The sequence below is a fragment of the Sphingorhabdus buctiana genome, assembly GCF_042680825.1.
GTDB classification, from domain to species: domain Bacteria; phylum Pseudomonadota; class Alphaproteobacteria; order Sphingomonadales; family Sphingomonadaceae; genus Sphingorhabdus_B; species Sphingorhabdus_B buctiana.
This window is the reverse complement of the sequence record NZ_JBHUEL010000010.1, coordinates 151,130-166,422: the sequence shown is the minus strand read 5'-3', so window position 1 is coordinate 166,422 and position 15,293 is coordinate 151,130. Positions and strand designations below refer to the sequence as shown.

Here is a 15,293-nt window from a genome sequence, read left to right as displayed (position 1 = left end):
TAGTCAAGTATGAATCGGAAATGGCCAGCAAAGCATCTTCATCACCCGCCAATCCTTCGCCCCGCGCCGCGCGCACCCGTGCGGCCTTGATTGCGGCAGGGTTTGAATTGCTCGTCGAACGCCCGATCGATGCCATCCCCATCGACGATGTTGTCGCCAAGGCAGGCGTCGCGAAGGGCAGCTTTTTCAATCACTTCGCAGACAAGCAGGATTTCGCCAATGCGATCGCAACCGAGGTGCGGCTAGAGGTGGAGGCGCTAATCACAAAGGCTAACGATGGCGTTGCCAATCCAGTGGAACGCATCGCAGGCGGCATGCGCGTTGCCGCCGAATTTGCGATGGCGCAGCCGAAAAGGAGTGCGGTGCTGTTGCGCTCGCAAGGCTCATCAACCGCACGCGCCCATCCGCTGAACCGCGGTGTAGTCGGCGATTTCGAGGCCGCATGCCAACAAGGGCTGCTTCGTCCCGAAGCACAGCAGAGCGGCGTGCTCTATTGGCTGGGGCTGTGCCAGGCGATCATGACCAATATCGTGGAGCGCCGGCCATCGCGCGACGATGCCAACCGGCGGCTGGCCGAAATGCTTGTGCTGGGCCTGACCGGCCTCGGTATCGATGCAGCCGAGGCCACCAGGCTGGCGCGTCTCAAAGCTTAATCAAGGCCCAGCATCTTGCGTTCGCGCGCGATGCCCGGCGCAAAGCTTGGGCGACCGAGGATGCTTGAAAGATAACCGGTCAGCTTAGGATATTTCGTTGAATCGGGCGCAACACCGCAGTGCCCTGCGTTAACGAACGGGCTGACCACGGCGATATCGGCCAACGTCAACCGATCAGCGACGAGGAACCCTGAAGCAGGGATGATGCTTTCGAGATAGTCGTAAACCGGCACCATCTCCGTCTCGCCTTGCTTGGCCGCTTCCTCATCACCGAGTTTACCAAGGAATTTGGGGGAAACGACGCGGTTGAAGAAAATCTTGCCGCCGGCGGCGGTGACGATCGTATCAGCAAACTCATCAAACCATACGACGCGGGCACGGTCTACAGGGTCTGCCGGAATCAAGGCAGGCTCGGGATATTTGGCATCCAGATAGGTGACAATCGCGCTCGAATCCGAAATCTTGAAATCGCCATCGCTGAAACCCGGCATTTTGCGGAACGGGCTGCAAGCGAGGAAATCGGGGTTGGGATCACCAAGGCCGACGGCGACCTTTTCGAGTTCCAGCCCCTTTTCAGCGGCAAATGCCGCGACCTTGCGCACAAAGGGAGATAGCGGGGCGCCGTAGAGAATCATGTCAGACATCCTTTTGGTTGTTTTTGTAACCACCGATAACTGCCACACCAGTTGCAGATTGCAACCGATAAATAGACAGCTTTGAATAATGGATGGAAGCAGCTAAGCCTTTGATCGCGAACCACCACGGGGGGATGCAATGGAAGGCCTGTTACTGCTGATTGCCTTGGTCCTCGCGGTCTGGTTGCTCAATCTCAACGGCCGCATCAAGATCCTTGAGGAACGCATCAGCACCCTTGTAGACAGGATGAATGCAGGTGCAGCACCACCGGTGGCAGCGCAGCGAGACAGGGCGAAAACGCCGATCGAGACCTCCACCCCGCATACCGCAAAGGCCTATGCCAGCCGCAAAACGGCAAGGATAACGGCGGATGTACCTAACTCAGAGCCGAACCCCGTCATCGAGCCGCCAGCGCCAGCAGCGCAAGCCGGCGATGCGCCGGAAAAGCCCTCGCGGAGCTGGAGTTTCGAGGAACTGGTCGGCGGCAAACTTCCGATATGGGTTGGCGGAATATCGCTGGTCTTCGCTGGCTTCTTCCTCGTCCGCTATACAATAGAGGCAGGCTTGCTCGGGCCCGGCACGCGGTCAGTACTGGCCACGCTGTTCGCTTTGCTTCTCATCGCCGGAAGCCAATGGGGTGGCCGACTACCCAAGATCGGCGAATCCTTCAGTGCTGACCCGCGCATCGCCCAATCGCTGGCAGGTGCAGGCGTCGCCATCCTCTATGGCACGCTGTACATGGCGGCAGAGATTTACGGACTGATCGGACTTCCCGTCACCTTCACGCTATTGATCGCAACGACAATCCTCGCCTTCGCGCTGGCATTGCGCCACGGCCCGCCAACTGCGCTCATGGGTCTGGTCGGCGGTTTTGCAGCACCATGGGTCGCCGGGCTCGGGGCGAATAATGTACCTGCGCTGCTGCTCTATCTCGGCGTTTTCCTTGCCGGGCTGTATGGCCTTGCACTGTGGCGGCGCTGGCTGTGGCTGTTGCTGCTGGCCAGTGGCGGCGGGGCAATCTGGACAATCGGGCTGATCGCCACGGCAGAGAGTGCGCTGCCCCTGATAGGGTTGTTCGTAATCGTTGCAGGTTCCGCCGCAGTGCTGGTGGGTGACAGGTTTGCGAACAGCGATCCACGGCTGGAAGCCATGGCGCGCTATGCACCAATGGGGCTGGCGTTGGTGCAGCTTGCCATGTTGCTGCCCCGGCTGGAATTCAGCTGGATTGGCTGGGCCTTTTACGGTGCGCTGTCGGCTGGTGCCATTGCACTTGCCTTGCGCGACGAACGCCACCTGCCCAACCTGTTTGGCGCGCTGCTTGTCTGCCTGATGCCGCTCGCTGCCGGATGGGAGGGAAGCGCCCCGCACGGGATGATGGCAGGCGCCTCGATTGGTATTGGCCTGTTATTTGCGATCCCTGCTCATGCGCGTGCGTTTGAGGATCGTGCTGGCCGCGCCTATTGGGCGATGCTGGCGTTGATGGCGCAGGCCATTCCTTTTGTGGCTGCCTTTTCGGTCGCCAAGGCCGATTTCTCCGACCTCGGATGGGGCATCACGTCGGCACTGCTGGTGCTGCCGGCAGGCTTCATCGCATGGCGTTGGCGGCAGGCTGCATCGCGTATCGACCAGGTCACCCAGGTCGCTAGCGCCGCGCTTGCGGCAGCGTTTGCCTGGCTGGCGCTGACCCATATCCTGCCCAATGATTATTTTGCGAGCGTTACCCTCGCGGTCGCCGCTGCGTTGGCAGCTTGGGCGACCCGCACCAGCGGCGAAGGAATGCAAAAACTGGCGGCAGTCCCAGCCGGATTTGGAATTTTTGCGCTGCTGGTGGGTTCCTGGCAATTTCTCGACGCCTTGTTCGAGGCATTGGGGGGTGACCAGTTGATGCTCTCAGAACTGCCAGATCTTGGCGATGCCGCAAAACTCACTTTGCTGCCTGCAGGATTGGCGTTGGCAACCGGGCTGCTTCCGCACTTCGCGCTTGGCCGCATCATGCGCAAAGCCTTGGCCGTTGCAGGCGGGGCGGGGCTGCTGGCCTTCGTCTGGCTCATCGCAAAGCAAATCGCGCATATCGACAGCCCTTCGCAATTTATCACGCTTGGACTTGCAGAGCGTGTGGTGATGACACAGGCGCTATTCCTCACGGGATGGCTGGCATTGCGGCAGGCAGGCGACAGCGCGAGCCTTTATGCAAAGGCAGGCCTTGCTGCCACCGCGCTGGCGCTGCTGCGTCTTGTCTGGTTCGATCTGGGCGTGTTCAATCCGCTCTATGTTCCGCAGGCGCTTGGCCCTGCACCCATCGCCAATCTCGGCACCGTACACCTCGGACTTGCCGCATTCTGGCTGTGGCAACTGGCCCGCAATCCGATCGTCAAAAACGCTTATCCGCACTTGCCGAAAACAGCCGAAATCGGCAGCCTCATTTTGATGGCATTGGCGGCGCTCGTGACGGTGCGCCAGTTGGTGCAAGGCAATTTGATTTCAGGCGCGACCATCGATGTCGGAGAGAATTACCTCTATTCCGCGGCCTTGCTTGCACTGGCCATCATCTGGCTGGTCGTCGGGATCAGAGGCGGGCTGTCGATCCTCCGCCTTGCCGGATTGGCCCTGCTCACTTTGGTGACTTTGAAGGTCTTCCTCATCGACGCGTCAGCGCTGGAGGGTGTGCTCCGCATACTTTCCTTCATGGGGCTGGGGATCGCATTGATCGGCATCGGCTGGGCCTATGGCCGGGTGATGCGTGCTGGCGCTGCGCGCGAATAAGGCTTGCCCGGAAAAGGAAAGCGCCTAGAGCCAACCGCCATGTTGCAACGCCCTTACGAATGGATGATGGAAAAGGCGGCGCACGCGCATGCTGAGCGCTGGCTGTTCTTCTTTTCCTTTATCGAATCGAGCTTCTTTCCGATCCCGCCGCATCCATTGCTCGGCCTGATGTGCCTTGCACGGCCTGACAGGGCGATACGCTATGGCGCTGTTTGCACCATCGCCTCGGTGCTGGGCGGGCTGTTTGGTTACGCCATCGGCTATTTTGCTTATGAAACGATTGGCGTCTCGCTGCTTCAGGCCTTGGGCCTGTGGGACACCTTCCCCGCCGCAGCTTGCTATTTGCGCGAATTCGGCGCGGAGATCATCCTGATCAAGGGCGCAACACCGATCCCGTTCAAGCTGCTGACGCTGACGGCTGGTTTCATTCAGATGCCGCTGTTTGATTTCATCTGGTCCAGCGTGCTTAGCCGCGCCTTCCAGTTCATGTTGGTCGGCATGTTATTCTGGAAATTCGGTGCACCGATCAAGGCGTTCATCGACAAATATCTCGCCTGGGTAAGCGCAGGGTTCATCATCATTGTCGTTGGCGGTTTTGTCGCCTTTTCGATGCTCGCTGGCGGTGGGTCCAAAGCCAGCGACAAATGCTCGGGCGTTACCACGATGGAGCAGGTTTTCGAGCGGACTTGATCAGGTAGCAAATAGCTGGCTGTCGTCGGCGAACGCCTTGAACTCCAGAGCGTTGCCGCTTGGATCGGTGAAAAACATCGTCGCCTGCTCACCCACCTGCCCCTTGAAACGAACATAGGGTTCGATGCCGAATTTCACGCCAGCATCCTTCAGCCGTTGGGCAAGTTGCTCCCATTGCGGCATGGTAAGGACGATCCCGAAATGCGGCACGGGCACGTCATGGCCATCGACTGCGTTGTGGATCGGGCGCGGCGTCATCGCAGGATCAAGATGCGCGACGATCTGGTGGCCATAAAGATCGAAATCTATCCAGTGATCCGATGACCGCCCTTCGCGGCACCCCATGAACGCGCCATAAAATTCACGCGCTGCGGCCAGATCATGGACAGGAAATGCAAGGTGGAAAGGTCTTAAGCTCATTTGCTCGGTACCGGTTTGGGCAATGGAGTGGATGCCGCATCGGCAGCGGCAAGTTCGCCATACATGATCGCTTGGCATCGCGCGATACGGTCGTTTCTTACTTCGGCAGGTTCCTGCAACGCTGACTGGGCCTTGGCCGCTTCGGTCATCGCTAGTGCCACCACTTCCCGAGGTTGACCGGTCATATCCATCACGCGCTGGCCGACAATGCCCGACCGACGTTTTCCCGGTTGCGCCAGATCGGGCCGTTCGCCGACAGCGAGCGCGATCGTTGCAACACAACCAATATCGCGCATCTGCTCTTCGCTGATCGGGATCGGCGGATTGGGCGTGGCCATCAGCAACAGGGTTGGAAACATCAGCATGGCGACCTGCTAGCACCAGCAGGGTGAACAGCAAGCAACAACTTTGCGCGATTGCAATTCCCCGCTTGGAACGCCATGTCGGCACGCAATGGCAAAATTGATGGCGAAGATCGAGCAACATCGCGGGCTTATGCTGCTCGTGACAGGCAGCGTGTCTGCAACCGGCTTCGCGCCGCTCAACCTTTGGCCGCTGACGCTTATCAGCCTCGCGTTGCTGATGCACCTTGTCGCCAAAGCCGAAAGCGGCAAGCGCGCATTCCTGCTTGGCTGGATATTCGGCGTCGGCCATTTCTGCATCGGCAACAACTGGATTGCGACTGCATTCACCTTTCAAACCGCGATGCCCGCTTGGCTCGGCTGGATCGCGGTGTTCTTGCTGGCACTCTATCTTGCCGTCTATCCCGCGCTCGCCTGCTGGAGCGCATGGCGTCTGGCCAAAGCTGTTGGCTCCAAAGGTGTCACACTACCCTTCATCTTTGCTTTCGCTGGGTGCTGGATCGTTGCCGAATGGCTGCGCAGCTGGGTGTTTACCGGATTTGCCTGGAACCCGATTTCTGCGGCTTTCCCGGCGCAAATGCTTGAACCGCCGTTGATCCGTCTGGTTGGCACTTATGGTGCTTCGGGCATCATGGTCGCGGTTGCGGGTCTGGCGCTTTTGCTTCTGTCCAGCCTGATGAAATCCGGCACCGATTGGCGTACAACATTCGCTCCAAAACTGGCTTTGCTGGCACTGGCAGTCGTGTTGCTCACGTCCGGCTGGATCGGCTCGACGTCCTCCGTCCCGGCGAAGACCACGATGCTCACCATCGTCCAGCCAAACATCAGCCAGATCGACAAATATGCCCCCGGTTATGAGGCGGTGAACTTCTCCCGCCTTGCCCAGCACAGCCAGCCGGAAAATGCCGCACCGCGTTTGGTCCTATGGCCAGAAGCGGCGATCCCCTGGCGGCTGGAGGATGGCTATCCGGCGCGCGCCTATCAATTCCAACCGGGGGAAAGCGCCGAAGGAACGCGGCTTTTGCTCGCCAGGCTGATGAACCGGGGCGATGTGCTGTTGACCGGGGTGGACCGGCTGGAGTTCGATCAGAACCGTCAGCTCGTCGGGGCGCGCAACAGCGTGACGGCGATGGATGGTGCAGGAAAACTGCTCGCCCATTACGACAAGGCGCACCTTGTGCCCTATGGCGAATATCTCGCGCTGCGCTGGCTGCTCGAACCGCTGGGCGCGACGCGGCTGGTGCCGGGAACGATCGATTTCTGGCCTGGGCCGGGGCCGCGCACCCTTACCTTGCCCTTTGATGGGCGGCGCATCAAAGTCGGCATGCAGATTTGCTATGAGATGATTTTTTCAGGTCAGGTGACCGATCGCGCCAACCGCCCCGATTTCATCTTCAACCCCTCCAACGATGCCTGGTTTGGCAGCTGGGGCCCACCACAGCACCTTGCACAGGCAAGGCTTCGCGCGATTGAGGAGGGCTTGCCGGTCGTCCGTTCCACGCCGACGGGGATCAGCGCCGTCATCGATGCCGATGGCCGGATTGTAAAATATCTGCCGCTTGGAAAGGCTGGACGGATCGATGCGACATTGCCTGAAGCCCGTGAACCGACGCTTTTTGCGCGATTTAGCAATGCCCTGCCGCTCGGCCTTGCTGCCTTGTTCTTCGCTTTTGCATTGATGTCGCTTGCCCGACGCAGGACTTCCCGCTAAAGCCGCCAGCAGTATATAAAGATTTCTTTATACGCAGACACAGCAACACTAACTGGGAAAACCATGCGTAACTCATTCCTTTTCACATCCGAATCCGTTTCCGAAGGCCATCCGGACAAAGTCGCCGACCAAATCAGCGACACCATTGTCGACCTGTTCCTTTCCAAAGACCCCGAAGCGCGCATCGCGTGCGAAACGCTGACCACCACGCAGCTGGTGGTGCTCGCGGGCGAAATCCGCTGCAAAGGCGTCTATGAAAATGGCGCTTGGGTGAAGGGCGCGAAGGAAGAAATCGAAGCCGCCGTGCGCAACACGGTCAAGGAAATCGGCTATGAGCAGGATGGTTTCCACTGGCAGAGCTTCCGCTTTGAAAACAACCTGCACGGCCAGTCGGCCCACATCGCACAGGGCGTAGACGCCGGCGAAAATAAGGATGAAGGTGCGGGCGACCAGGGCATCATGTTTGGCTACGCGTCAGACGAAACCCCGGATTTGATGCCGGCAACGCTTGATTACAGCCACAAAATTCTCGAGCGCATGGCCGCCGACCGCAAATCGGGCAAGGCACCTTTCCTTGAGCCCGATGCCAAGAGCCAGGTCACGCTGCGCTACGCCAATGAGCGCCCGGTCGAAGCAACCGCGATCGTCGTTTCGACCCAGCATGCGCCGGGCTATTACTGGCACAATGGCGAAGGCGACGAGGCAAAATATGCCGAACTGCGCGATTATGTGAAGGGCGTGATTGCCGACGTGCTTCCTGCTGAACTGCTCACCGCCAATACCGTCTACCACATCAACCCGACCGGCCGTTTTGAAATCGGCGGCCCCGATGGCGATGCAGGCCTTACCGGCCGCAAGATCATCGTAGACACCTATGGCGGCGCAAGCCCGCATGGCGGCGGCGCATTCAGCGGCAAGGACCCGACCAAGGTCGACCGCTCGGCTGCCTATATCACCCGCTATCTCGCGAAGAATATCGTTGCCTCGGGCCTCGCGCGCCGCTGCACCATCCAGCTCAGCTATGCCATTGGCGTCGCCGAGCCGCTGTCGGTTTATGTCGACCTGCACGGCACGGGGACGGTCGAGGAAGGCAAGCTCGAAGCTTTGCTGCCGCAGCTTGTCCGCCTGACGCCCAAGGGCATCCGCACCCATCTGGGCCTCAACAAGCCGATCTACAAGAAAACCGCAGCTTATGGCCATTTTGGCCGCCAAGCTGATGGCGATGCATTCCCGTGGGAACGCACTGACCTGGTCGACAAGCTGAAGGCTGCGTTCGCCTAATTCAGCACGGACACGGCCAATTGGCCGTTGGTATAAGAGGAGCGGGCGCTGACAACTCTGTTGCGCCCGCTTTCTTTTGCCCTGTACAGGGCCATATCGGCGCGGCGGATCGCGTCATTTATCTCTTCGTCAGTTTCGATCATTGCCGCACCGATGCTCGCGGTGAATTGCAACGAGTCATAGGGCCTGTCCAGCCGGGTCGCGGCGATGGCTGATCGCAGCAGTTCTGCCATTTGCAGAACGGCTTTGGTATCGTTGGGCCGAAGCAGGACAACAAACTCCTCCCCGCCCAAACGGGCGACCTCGCCAAATCCCTTGCAGCAATTGAGCACCGTTTGCGACGTCGCAACCAGCACTCCATCGCCGACACCATGTCCATGCAGATCGTTGATCTGTTTGAAATGATCGAGGTCGATCATCAACACCGCGCCAAATCGACGATGGCTCGATTGCTTTTCAAGCAGCGCTTCAAATCCGCGGCGATTTGCAACTCCGGTCAGCGCATCCACCGTCGATGCCGTATAGTGCCGTGCGACAAGATCAGTGGTAATCGCCATCATGAGCAGGAAAGCCAGGCTCAAGGCAAAAATCGCCGAGGTGAAGTAGAAAATCATCATATATTGCGACCATTGGCTGGTCCGCGCATATTCCTGCGACTGGTCGAGCGTGAAATAAAAGGCAAAGCGAACGACATAGCAAAGCCAGCACATGGCAATGACAAAGGCCGTGATATTATCCAACCGGCTGGAGCGGTGGCGAAAGAAGCGCGGCACCGCCAATGAAAGAATCGCTATCGCAACGATCGAAGCATTGGGCACGCGGATCGCGACGTTGTCCACGATAAAAGTCGCGGCAAAATTGATGGTCAGGCCGACCGACAACAACCACGCAATGGGGCGCCGTGGAGTGCGATCGCCATGCCGCACCAAAAACGCATCCGCCGTGTAGACCAGCACCAACCAGTGCAGCGGAACCGCCAGCGTGAAGAACCAGCTGGGGAAATAGTCGCGTTGGGTATCGAGGATGATCGCCAGCATACCCATGCCAAAGGCCGCGGTTCCCAGCCGCGCCGAGGCAGATCCACCCTCTGATCTGGCAAGCGCCATAAATACGGCGGTAAAAACGCCGTACATTACAGGGAGGACCCAGAAAAAGATCTTGTCGGTGATCACTCCGCCGCATTTAGCCGGCAACCGCTAACTCCGACGTAACTGCAATGGTGTAAATTCGGTAAAATGCAAAATGCACGGCACGGGGTTGCACTCCCCCGAGTTTTCGCTAATCGCGCCCGCCATGACTGCGCACAAAGCCGGAGATCCAACAACACTTGGCCGCCTGTATGGGCGGTCAAAGGGGAAGAAGCTGCGTGCAGGCCAGCAGGATTTGCTCGACAATCTGCTGCCGCAAATCGCGGTGCCGACCGAAGGGCCAGTCACCGCCGAACTCCTGTTCGGTTATGATCGCCCGCTGCATTTCGAAATCGGTTTCGGCGGTGGCGAGCATATGGCCTACCGCGCAGACATGCTGCCCGATCACGGTTTCATAGGCTGCGAACCCTTTGAAAATGGCGTCGCGCAAGCGCTGACCCATGTCGACAATTATAACGGCATGGGGCCGCTCGCCAATGTCCGCATCCATATGGGCGACGCGCTCGAAGTACTGGCGCGGATCCCGGACGGATCGCTCAGCTTTGTCTATCTGTTGCACCCTGATCCATGGCCAAAGGCGCGCCATGCCAAACGCCGCATGATGAATGACGGGCCGGTCAACATGATCGCTGCGAAACTCAAACCCGGTGGCGAATTCCGCTTTGGCACCGACCATGCCATCTATTTGCGGCATGCCTTGATGGTGATGCAAAAACATCGCCACCAGTTTGATTGGCTATGCAACAGCCCAAAGGATTTCCTTGTCCGGCCCGGCGGGTGGCCCGAAACGCGCTATGAGGCCAAGGCCCGCAATGTGTACGGGCACGAAGTCTGGTATTTCCGTTATCGCCGCAAATAGTCGTTAGCGCGCAACGGTCGCGTCGACCTTTTCCACCCATTCGGGGAAGAAACGTGGGGCCCGTTTCGACCAACCCGGCGCGGTTGCAACCGCCTCGCTGATCGACTGCAACAGCAGTTTGCGTTTTTCAGGCTGCAGGTGCGGCATCGAAGCTGCTGCGCAGAAAGCTGCGGGGAACCAAGGGCGTGCCTCTGCCCCGACAAGGCGTTCATACAGGAAACGGTAAGCGCCAAAGCCATCAATGCGTCCCTGCCCCAGATCAAAGGCGGAAACGATCACCAAGGCAGCCATGAAAGGTTCGGCATCCTCGATTGAACTGCTGTCGGGGATCAATGCCCGGATTTCAGGCAGCCTCTCGTAAAAACGATATTGCGCCTGGATGCCAGCAGCCTCGACGACATCGCGCGACCACAGCTCAACCGCATCCTTGCGATCAAAGGCGACGTCGAGCGAGCGGCGGATATAGCGCTGCGTTGCTGCGGTGAAGCTGGCAAACTCCTTGATCTCTGCCAAGGTCAACATGCCCGGTGCCGAAGTGTTACCTGTAGTCATAATTCAGGCCCCCTTTTCGTCTTTCCCGCATTTTGTGCCATAAATATGGTTACTGGGGCGTTAACGCTTTCATCACATAGCCATCGCACAAGGCTTCGATCAATCCGGATGTAAATTCGACAAGCGGCAGGCTATGGGGAAGATATAGAACAGCAAAGGGAATATGTGGGGGACATGAACCTTTCGATCTCAAACAAGCGACCGCTGATGGGCCACCAGATGGTTTTCCTGACCATTGTCGGCTTTTGGGTGTTCCACGCCCTGATTGTGTCGCTGCGCGCGGCTGTGCTCGAATTCCCCTCGCAAGGCGAATTGGCCACACGTCGCATCCTGGTCACGATCATCGGAATCGCGCTGACCTGGATGCTTTACCTGATCCTGCGCTTGTTTGATCGTAAGCCGCTCGGCGTCCGTGTAGCAACCGCATTCATCGCCGCTGCCCCCTGCGCGTTCGTAATCGCATGGGCGAACTATTATGTGTTCAATGTCTATGATCCGGTCAGTGTCTTTTCCGACCAGGAATTGGGCCGAAAGTTCATGGATATCCAGGCAGAACTCGGGCTGACTGCGTGGCAGGAAGTCGCAGAGATTGCGGTCAGCCGCTATTTCTTCCTCATCGCCTGGGCATCGCTCTATCTCGCGCTGGGATATGCGCGCGATGTCAGCGAAGCTGAACGGACAGCATCGCGTTATGCGCAGGCGGCGCAAGATGCAGAGCTGCGTTCGCTCCGTTATCAGGTCAATCCGCACTTCCTGTTCAACACGCTCAATTCGCTCTCCAGCCTCGTCATCAAGGGGGACAAGGTGAAGGCAGAGGAGATGATCCAGAATCTCTCAACCTTTTACCGTACCAGCCTCTCAAGCGATCCATTGGAAGAAGTGACGCTGGACGAAGAGGTCGAGTTGCAGAAACAATATCTGGGTATCGAAATGGTTCGCTTCCCCGAACGCCTGCGCACCCAGTTCGATATCCCGCAGGCGCTGGCGGATGAGCGTGTGCCGGCCCTCATCCTGCAACCGCTTGTCGAAAACGCTATTAAATATGGCGTCTCCCGCACCACCCGGCCCGTCACCATCGCAATCAAGGCATCAGCAAATGATGGCTGGATGACGATATCGGTCGAGGACGATGGGGAGGATTCCTCGACAACCGAACATGGCAATGGCATCGGCCTTGCCAATGTCCGCGATCGGCTGGAGGCGCGCTATGGCGACCAGGCGAGCCTCGCCAATGGGCGCAAGCCTGAAGGCGGCTTCCGCGCGGCGATCACAATTCCCATAACCCCCAAGGATCCGGAATGACTGGATTGCGAACCATAATCGTCGATGATGAACCCCTTGCGGTTGAGCGCCTGCAGATATTGTGCGCCTCAGAACCTGATGTCGATCTGGTCGGGACCGCTGGTGACGGTGCTGCTGCCTTGCGGCTGGCGCAAACGCTAACGCCTGATCTTATGCTGCTCGACATCGGGATGCCCAAGATGGATGGCATCAGCGTCGCGCGCGCCATCGCCCTGATGGAACGCAAGCCGGCAATCATCTTCGTCACCGCTTATGACAATTTCGCTGTCGAGGCCTTTGACCTTGATGTCGTCGATTACATGCTCAAACCGGTATCGGCAGACCGGCTTGGCAGGGCGATCGCGCGCGCCAAGCAGCAAAAGGAAAGTCCGGCGGATGACGAACCGATCGACGGCGCGCAAGATGATGCGACAGGCGATTTTGCCAGCGAGTTCTGGGTTTCGCACCGTTCGGAACTGATACGGATCGCCGCGCTGGACATTGAACGCATCGAAGCCGAGCGCGATTATATGCGCTTACATACAGGCGGCCGCAGCTATCTGCTGCACCAGACAATCTCGACGCTCGAACAACGGCTCGATCCGACGCGTTTCCAGCGCATTCACCGCAGCCATATTGTTCGGCGAGATTTGATCACCGGGCTGCGTCATGAAGGCGGCGGAGTTTGGCATGCCTTGTTGGCGAATGGAGATTCGATGCGGATCGGCCGCAAATATCTGGCAGACGTCAAAAAACTGGCGGGGAAATAGCTTCCCCGCCCGGTTTGGTTTTCGATTTTTGCGGTCTTTCAGTCTAGCGCGACCTTGACCGTGCCGCCATGGCGGGCGATCGTTTTCTCTGCCTTGCTCATCGCCGCTGCTTTTGCGCGGGCTTCACATTGCACCTGATCAAGGCGTTCGAACGAAGTGCGGGCTTGCGGGAAGGCGCAAACATTGCGGACAGCGCGTATCACACGCGACTTGAATATCGACTGGCCGGCTTCGGTTGAAAGATCGAGGTCGTCATACTGGACCTTCTGGTGACGATCTGCAGCCGAAACGGGTGCGGCAGCGAGTGTGGCGGAGACAGCGGCAGCTGCCATCAACGAACGGAACATGCTTTTTGCCATATCTAGGCTCCTTGGGTCTGTTCGGGCCTCTATTCGTTCGGGCCCTTTGGGAGAGGGGGTGCAGGTCGGTTAAATCAGAACTGGGGAGCACTGGAACCGACCTGCCCCTTTGATATGGAACAGGAATCGAAAGCCTGCAGCACCGCTTCGACGGGTGGGCTTGATCGTTTTACAAGACGACAAATGACATGACGAACAGCAGGTTGGCCCCGACGAACGTCTATTCGACGTCGTTCAACGTCGATGAACGACTACAAATGTAGTTAGCGATAGCTTAGATCAGGCCGGCGAGCGGGCTCGAAGGGTCGGCATACATCCGGCGGCCCATGCGCCCGGCGAGATAGGAATGGCGACCCGATTCGACCGCCAGTTTCATCGCATGCGCCATCCGGACCGGATCCTTGGCCTCGGCGATTGCCGTGTTCATCAGCACGCCATCACAGCCCAGTTCCATTGCGACCGCAGCATCCGAAGCTGTGCCAACACCCGCGTCGACCAGCACCGGCACTTTTGCGCCCTCGACGATCAGGCGGATGGTGACGCGGTTCTGGATGCCCAGGCCCGAGCCGATCGGCGCGCCCAACGGCATCACCGCTACTGCGCCCGCATCCTCGAGCTGCTTGGCAGCGATTGGATCGTCAACGCAATAGACCATAGGAAGGAAACCTTCCTTGGCCAGTATCTCGGTCGCGCGCAGCGTTTCGCGCATATCGGGATAGAGCGTCTTCGCTTCGCCCAGCACCTCAAGCTTGACGAGATCCCAACCGCCCGCCTCGCGCGCCAGCCGCAAGGTGCGGATCGCATCCTCGGCGGTGAAGCAGCCGGCGGTGTTCGGCAGATAGGTGTATTTCCTTGGATCGATATAGTCGGTGAGCATCGGCGCATTGGGATCCGACACATTCACCCGGCGCACAGCAACGGTGATGATCTCCGCCCCCGATGCGACGAGCGCGGCGGCGTTCTGTTCGAAATCCTTATATTTGCCGGTGCCGACAATCAGACGTGAGGTGAAGGTTCGACCGGCGACGGTCCAGCTATCGGTGGTGCTCATGCGGCTGCCCTTAGCCGCCACCGACAAAGTGGACAATCTCCAACTGGTCCCCATCTGCCAGCATCACATCCGCCAGCGTCGAGCGAGGGACAATCTCCAGATTGCGTTCTACTGCCACCTTTTTGGGATCGAGGCCGATTTCGCGGACAAGGTCAGCCACTGACATACCGCCGCCAATCCGGCGCGGTTCCCCGTTGAGCATGATCGCTATCTGGTCAGTGGCAATGGTCATTTCGTCTCGCTTTTTGCTTGCAGCGCATATAGGGAGCAACGGCATTTCAAGGCAAGCATCTGAGCGGAAGAATATCTTGTCCGATACACCGGTAATCTACGTCCTCAACGGCCCCAACCTCAACCTGCTCGGCACGCGGGAGCCGGAGATCTACGGCACCGATACGCTCGATGACATTGCCGGACGGCTCGACGATCAAGCCCGCACGTTGGGTTTCGAGATCGATTTTCGCCAGTCAAACCATGAAGGCCATCTGATCGATTGGCTGCACGAGGCGCAGGCTGAAGGCGCGAAAGCGGTGTTGTTGAACGCTGGCGCCTACACCCACACCTCGATCGCGCTCCACGATGCGATAAAATCGATCAAAGTGCCGGTGATAGAGGTGCATCTTTCCGACCCGAAAAAGCGTGAGGAATTCCGTCATATCAGCTATGTTGGCATGGCTGCGCACAGCTGTATCGCCGGGCATGGAGCAAAATCATACGAACTGGCGCTGGACGTAGCGGCGCGTCTCTGACAATAGCG

15 protein-coding genes and 1 pseudogene are annotated in these 15,293 nt (G+C 58.7%); 9 read left to right on the top strand and 7 right to left on the bottom strand.

Features of this window, described 5'->3' with window-relative positions:
* Positions 1-20: 20 nt before the first annotated feature.
* Positions 21-653, top strand: a complete 633-nt coding sequence (locus tag ACFSAG_RS11485; protein ID WP_381514857.1) for a TetR/AcrR family transcriptional regulator — start codon at positions 21-23, stop codon at positions 651-653.
* Here ACFSAG_RS11485 and ACFSAG_RS11480 read toward each other — a convergent pair.
* Positions 650-1,288: a glutathione S-transferase family protein gene (locus ACFSAG_RS11480; protein ID WP_381514854.1), complete on the bottom strand. Its 639-nt coding sequence runs from the start codon at positions 1,286-1,288 to the stop codon at positions 650-652. The two genes, ACFSAG_RS11485 and ACFSAG_RS11480, sit on opposite strands and share 4 nt — an antisense overlap.
* 139 nt (positions 1,289-1,427) lie before the next feature.
* Between ACFSAG_RS11480 and ACFSAG_RS11475 the strand changes: the two genes are divergently transcribed.
* Both ACFSAG_RS11475 and ACFSAG_RS11470 read left to right on the top strand, forming a co-directional pair.
* Positions 1,428-4,052 carry a DUF2339 domain-containing protein gene (locus tag ACFSAG_RS11475; protein WP_381514852.1) on the top strand — a complete coding sequence of 875 codons (2,625 nt, stop codon included), beginning with the start codon at positions 1,428-1,430 and terminating at the stop codon, positions 4,050-4,052.
* 39 nt (positions 4,053-4,091) lie between these two features.
* Positions 4,092-4,742: a YqaA family protein gene (locus tag ACFSAG_RS11470; RefSeq protein ID WP_381514849.1), complete on the top strand. Its 651-nt coding sequence runs from the start codon at positions 4,092-4,094 to the stop codon at positions 4,740-4,742.
* Here ACFSAG_RS11470 and ACFSAG_RS11465 read toward each other — a convergent pair whose 3' ends face one another.
* Together ACFSAG_RS11465 and ACFSAG_RS11460 are read right to left on the bottom strand one after the other, a co-directional pair.
* Positions 4,743-5,162, bottom strand: a complete 420-nt coding sequence (locus tag ACFSAG_RS11465) for a VOC family protein (protein ID WP_374613156.1) — start codon at positions 5,160-5,162, stop codon at positions 4,743-4,745.
* Positions 5,159-5,527 (bottom strand): hypothetical protein, encoded by a 369-nt coding sequence (locus ACFSAG_RS11460; RefSeq protein WP_381514846.1) that lies wholly within the window; start codon positions 5,525-5,527, stop codon positions 5,159-5,161. The genes ACFSAG_RS11465 and ACFSAG_RS11460 overlap by 4 nt, the downstream gene beginning before the upstream one ends.
* An 88-nt stretch (positions 5,528-5,615) precedes the next feature.
* On the opposite strand from ACFSAG_RS11460, the gene lnt reads away from it, so the two are divergent.
* Both lnt and metK read left to right on the top strand, forming a co-directional pair.
* On the top strand, positions 5,616-7,235 hold the full coding sequence (gene lnt / locus ACFSAG_RS11455; RefSeq protein ID WP_381514844.1) for an apolipoprotein N-acyltransferase: 1,620 nt from the start codon (positions 5,616-5,618) through the stop codon (positions 7,233-7,235).
* Between the two features lie 63 nt (positions 7,236-7,298).
* Positions 7,299-8,516, top strand: coding sequence for a methionine adenosyltransferase (gene metK, locus ACFSAG_RS11450; RefSeq protein WP_381514842.1), 1,218 nt, complete (start codon positions 7,299-7,301; stop codon positions 8,514-8,516).
* Here the strand turns inward: metK and ACFSAG_RS11445 are convergent.
* Entirely contained in the window at positions 8,513-9,688 is a 1,176-nt protein-coding gene (locus ACFSAG_RS11445) for a GGDEF domain-containing protein (protein ID WP_381514839.1), read from the bottom strand. The two genes, metK and ACFSAG_RS11445, sit on opposite strands and share 4 nt — an antisense overlap.
* A gap of 121 nt (positions 9,689-9,809) precedes the next feature.
* Between ACFSAG_RS11445 and trmB the strand changes: the two genes are divergently transcribed.
* Positions 9,810-10,523 (top strand): tRNA (guanine(46)-N(7))-methyltransferase TrmB, encoded by a 714-nt coding sequence (trmB, locus tag ACFSAG_RS11440; RefSeq protein WP_381514836.1) that lies wholly within the window; start codon positions 9,810-9,812, stop codon positions 10,521-10,523.
* A 3-nt stretch (positions 10,524-10,526) separates the two neighbouring features.
* Here trmB and ACFSAG_RS11435 read toward each other — a convergent pair whose 3' ends face one another.
* Positions 10,527-11,075 (bottom strand): hypothetical protein, encoded by a 549-nt coding sequence (locus tag ACFSAG_RS11435; protein WP_381514833.1) that lies wholly within the window; start codon positions 11,073-11,075, stop codon positions 10,527-10,529.
* A gap of 174 nt (positions 11,076-11,249) precedes the next feature.
* Here ACFSAG_RS11435 and ACFSAG_RS11430 point away from each other — a divergent pair, with 174 nt between their 5' ends.
* Together ACFSAG_RS11430 and ACFSAG_RS11425 are read left to right on the top strand one after the other, a co-directional pair.
* The gene (locus ACFSAG_RS11430; protein ID WP_374613168.1) at positions 11,250-12,377 is read left to right on the top strand and encodes a sensor histidine kinase; all 1,128 of its coding nucleotides are present in this window, start codon (positions 11,250-11,252) and stop codon (positions 12,375-12,377) included.
* Positions 12,374-13,126 (top strand): LytR/AlgR family response regulator transcription factor, encoded by a 753-nt coding sequence (locus tag ACFSAG_RS11425; RefSeq protein ID WP_381514830.1) that lies wholly within the window; start codon positions 12,374-12,376, stop codon positions 13,124-13,126. The genes ACFSAG_RS11430 and ACFSAG_RS11425 overlap by 4 nt, the downstream gene beginning before the upstream one ends.
* Positions 13,127-13,164: 38 nt before the next feature.
* On the opposite strand, the gene ACFSAG_RS11420 is transcribed toward ACFSAG_RS11425, so the two are convergent.
* Together ACFSAG_RS11420 and thiS are read right to left on the bottom strand one after the other, a co-directional pair.
* Positions 13,165-13,485 (bottom strand): UrcA family protein, encoded by a 321-nt coding sequence (locus tag ACFSAG_RS11420; protein ID WP_374613172.1) that lies wholly within the window; start codon positions 13,483-13,485, stop codon positions 13,165-13,167.
* 274 nt (positions 13,486-13,759) lie between these two features.
* A pseudogene (gene thiS / locus ACFSAG_RS11415) lies at positions 13,760-14,768 on the bottom strand (sulfur carrier protein ThiS).
* A 76-nt stretch (positions 14,769-14,844) separates the two neighbouring features.
* Here thiS and aroQ point away from each other — a divergent pair.
* Positions 14,845-15,285, top strand: coding sequence for a type II 3-dehydroquinate dehydratase (gene aroQ, locus ACFSAG_RS11410; RefSeq protein ID WP_374613174.1), 441 nt, complete (start codon positions 14,845-14,847; stop codon positions 15,283-15,285).
* Positions 15,286-15,293: the final 8 nt, after the last annotated feature.

What these genes read in the sequence shown, in the direction of transcription:
- metK (WP_381514842.1), top strand. Translation starts at nt 7,299, where the DNA reads ATGCGTAACTCATTCCTTTTCACATCCGAATCCGTTTCCGAAGGCCAT.
- ACFSAG_RS11435 (WP_381514833.1), bottom strand. Translation starts at nt 11,075, where the DNA reads ATGACTACAGGTAACACTTCGGCACCGGGCATGTTGACCTTGGCAGAG.
- ACFSAG_RS11480 (WP_381514854.1), bottom strand. Translation starts at nt 1,288, where the DNA reads ATGATTCTCTACGGCGCCCCGCTATCTCCCTTTGTGCGCAAGGTCGCG.
- ACFSAG_RS11475 (WP_381514852.1), top strand. Translation starts at nt 1,428, where the DNA reads ATGGAAGGCCTGTTACTGCTGATTGCCTTGGTCCTCGCGGTCTGGTTG.
- ACFSAG_RS11470 (WP_381514849.1), top strand. Translation starts at nt 4,092, where the DNA reads ATGTTGCAACGCCCTTACGAATGGATGATGGAAAAGGCGGCGCACGCG.
- ACFSAG_RS11465 (WP_374613156.1), bottom strand. Translation starts at nt 5,162, where the DNA reads ATGAGCTTAAGACCTTTCCACCTTGCATTTCCTGTCCATGATCTGGCC.
- ACFSAG_RS11485 (WP_381514857.1), top strand. Translation starts at nt 21, where the DNA reads ATGGCCAGCAAAGCATCTTCATCACCCGCCAATCCTTCGCCCCGCGCC.
- trmB (WP_381514836.1), top strand. Translation starts at nt 9,810, where the DNA reads ATGACTGCGCACAAAGCCGGAGATCCAACAACACTTGGCCGCCTGTAT.
- ACFSAG_RS11420 (WP_374613172.1), bottom strand. Translation starts at nt 13,485, where the DNA reads ATGGCAAAAAGCATGTTCCGTTCGTTGATGGCAGCTGCCGCTGTCTCC.
- lnt (WP_381514844.1), top strand. Translation starts at nt 5,616, where the DNA reads ATGGCAAAATTGATGGCGAAGATCGAGCAACATCGCGGGCTTATGCTG.
- ACFSAG_RS11430 (WP_374613168.1), top strand. Translation starts at nt 11,250, where the DNA reads ATGAACCTTTCGATCTCAAACAAGCGACCGCTGATGGGCCACCAGATG.
- ACFSAG_RS11460 (WP_381514846.1), bottom strand. Translation starts at nt 5,527, where the DNA reads ATGCTGATGTTTCCAACCCTGTTGCTGATGGCCACGCCCAATCCGCCG.
- ACFSAG_RS11425 (WP_381514830.1), top strand. Translation starts at nt 12,374, where the DNA reads ATGACTGGATTGCGAACCATAATCGTCGATGATGAACCCCTTGCGGTT.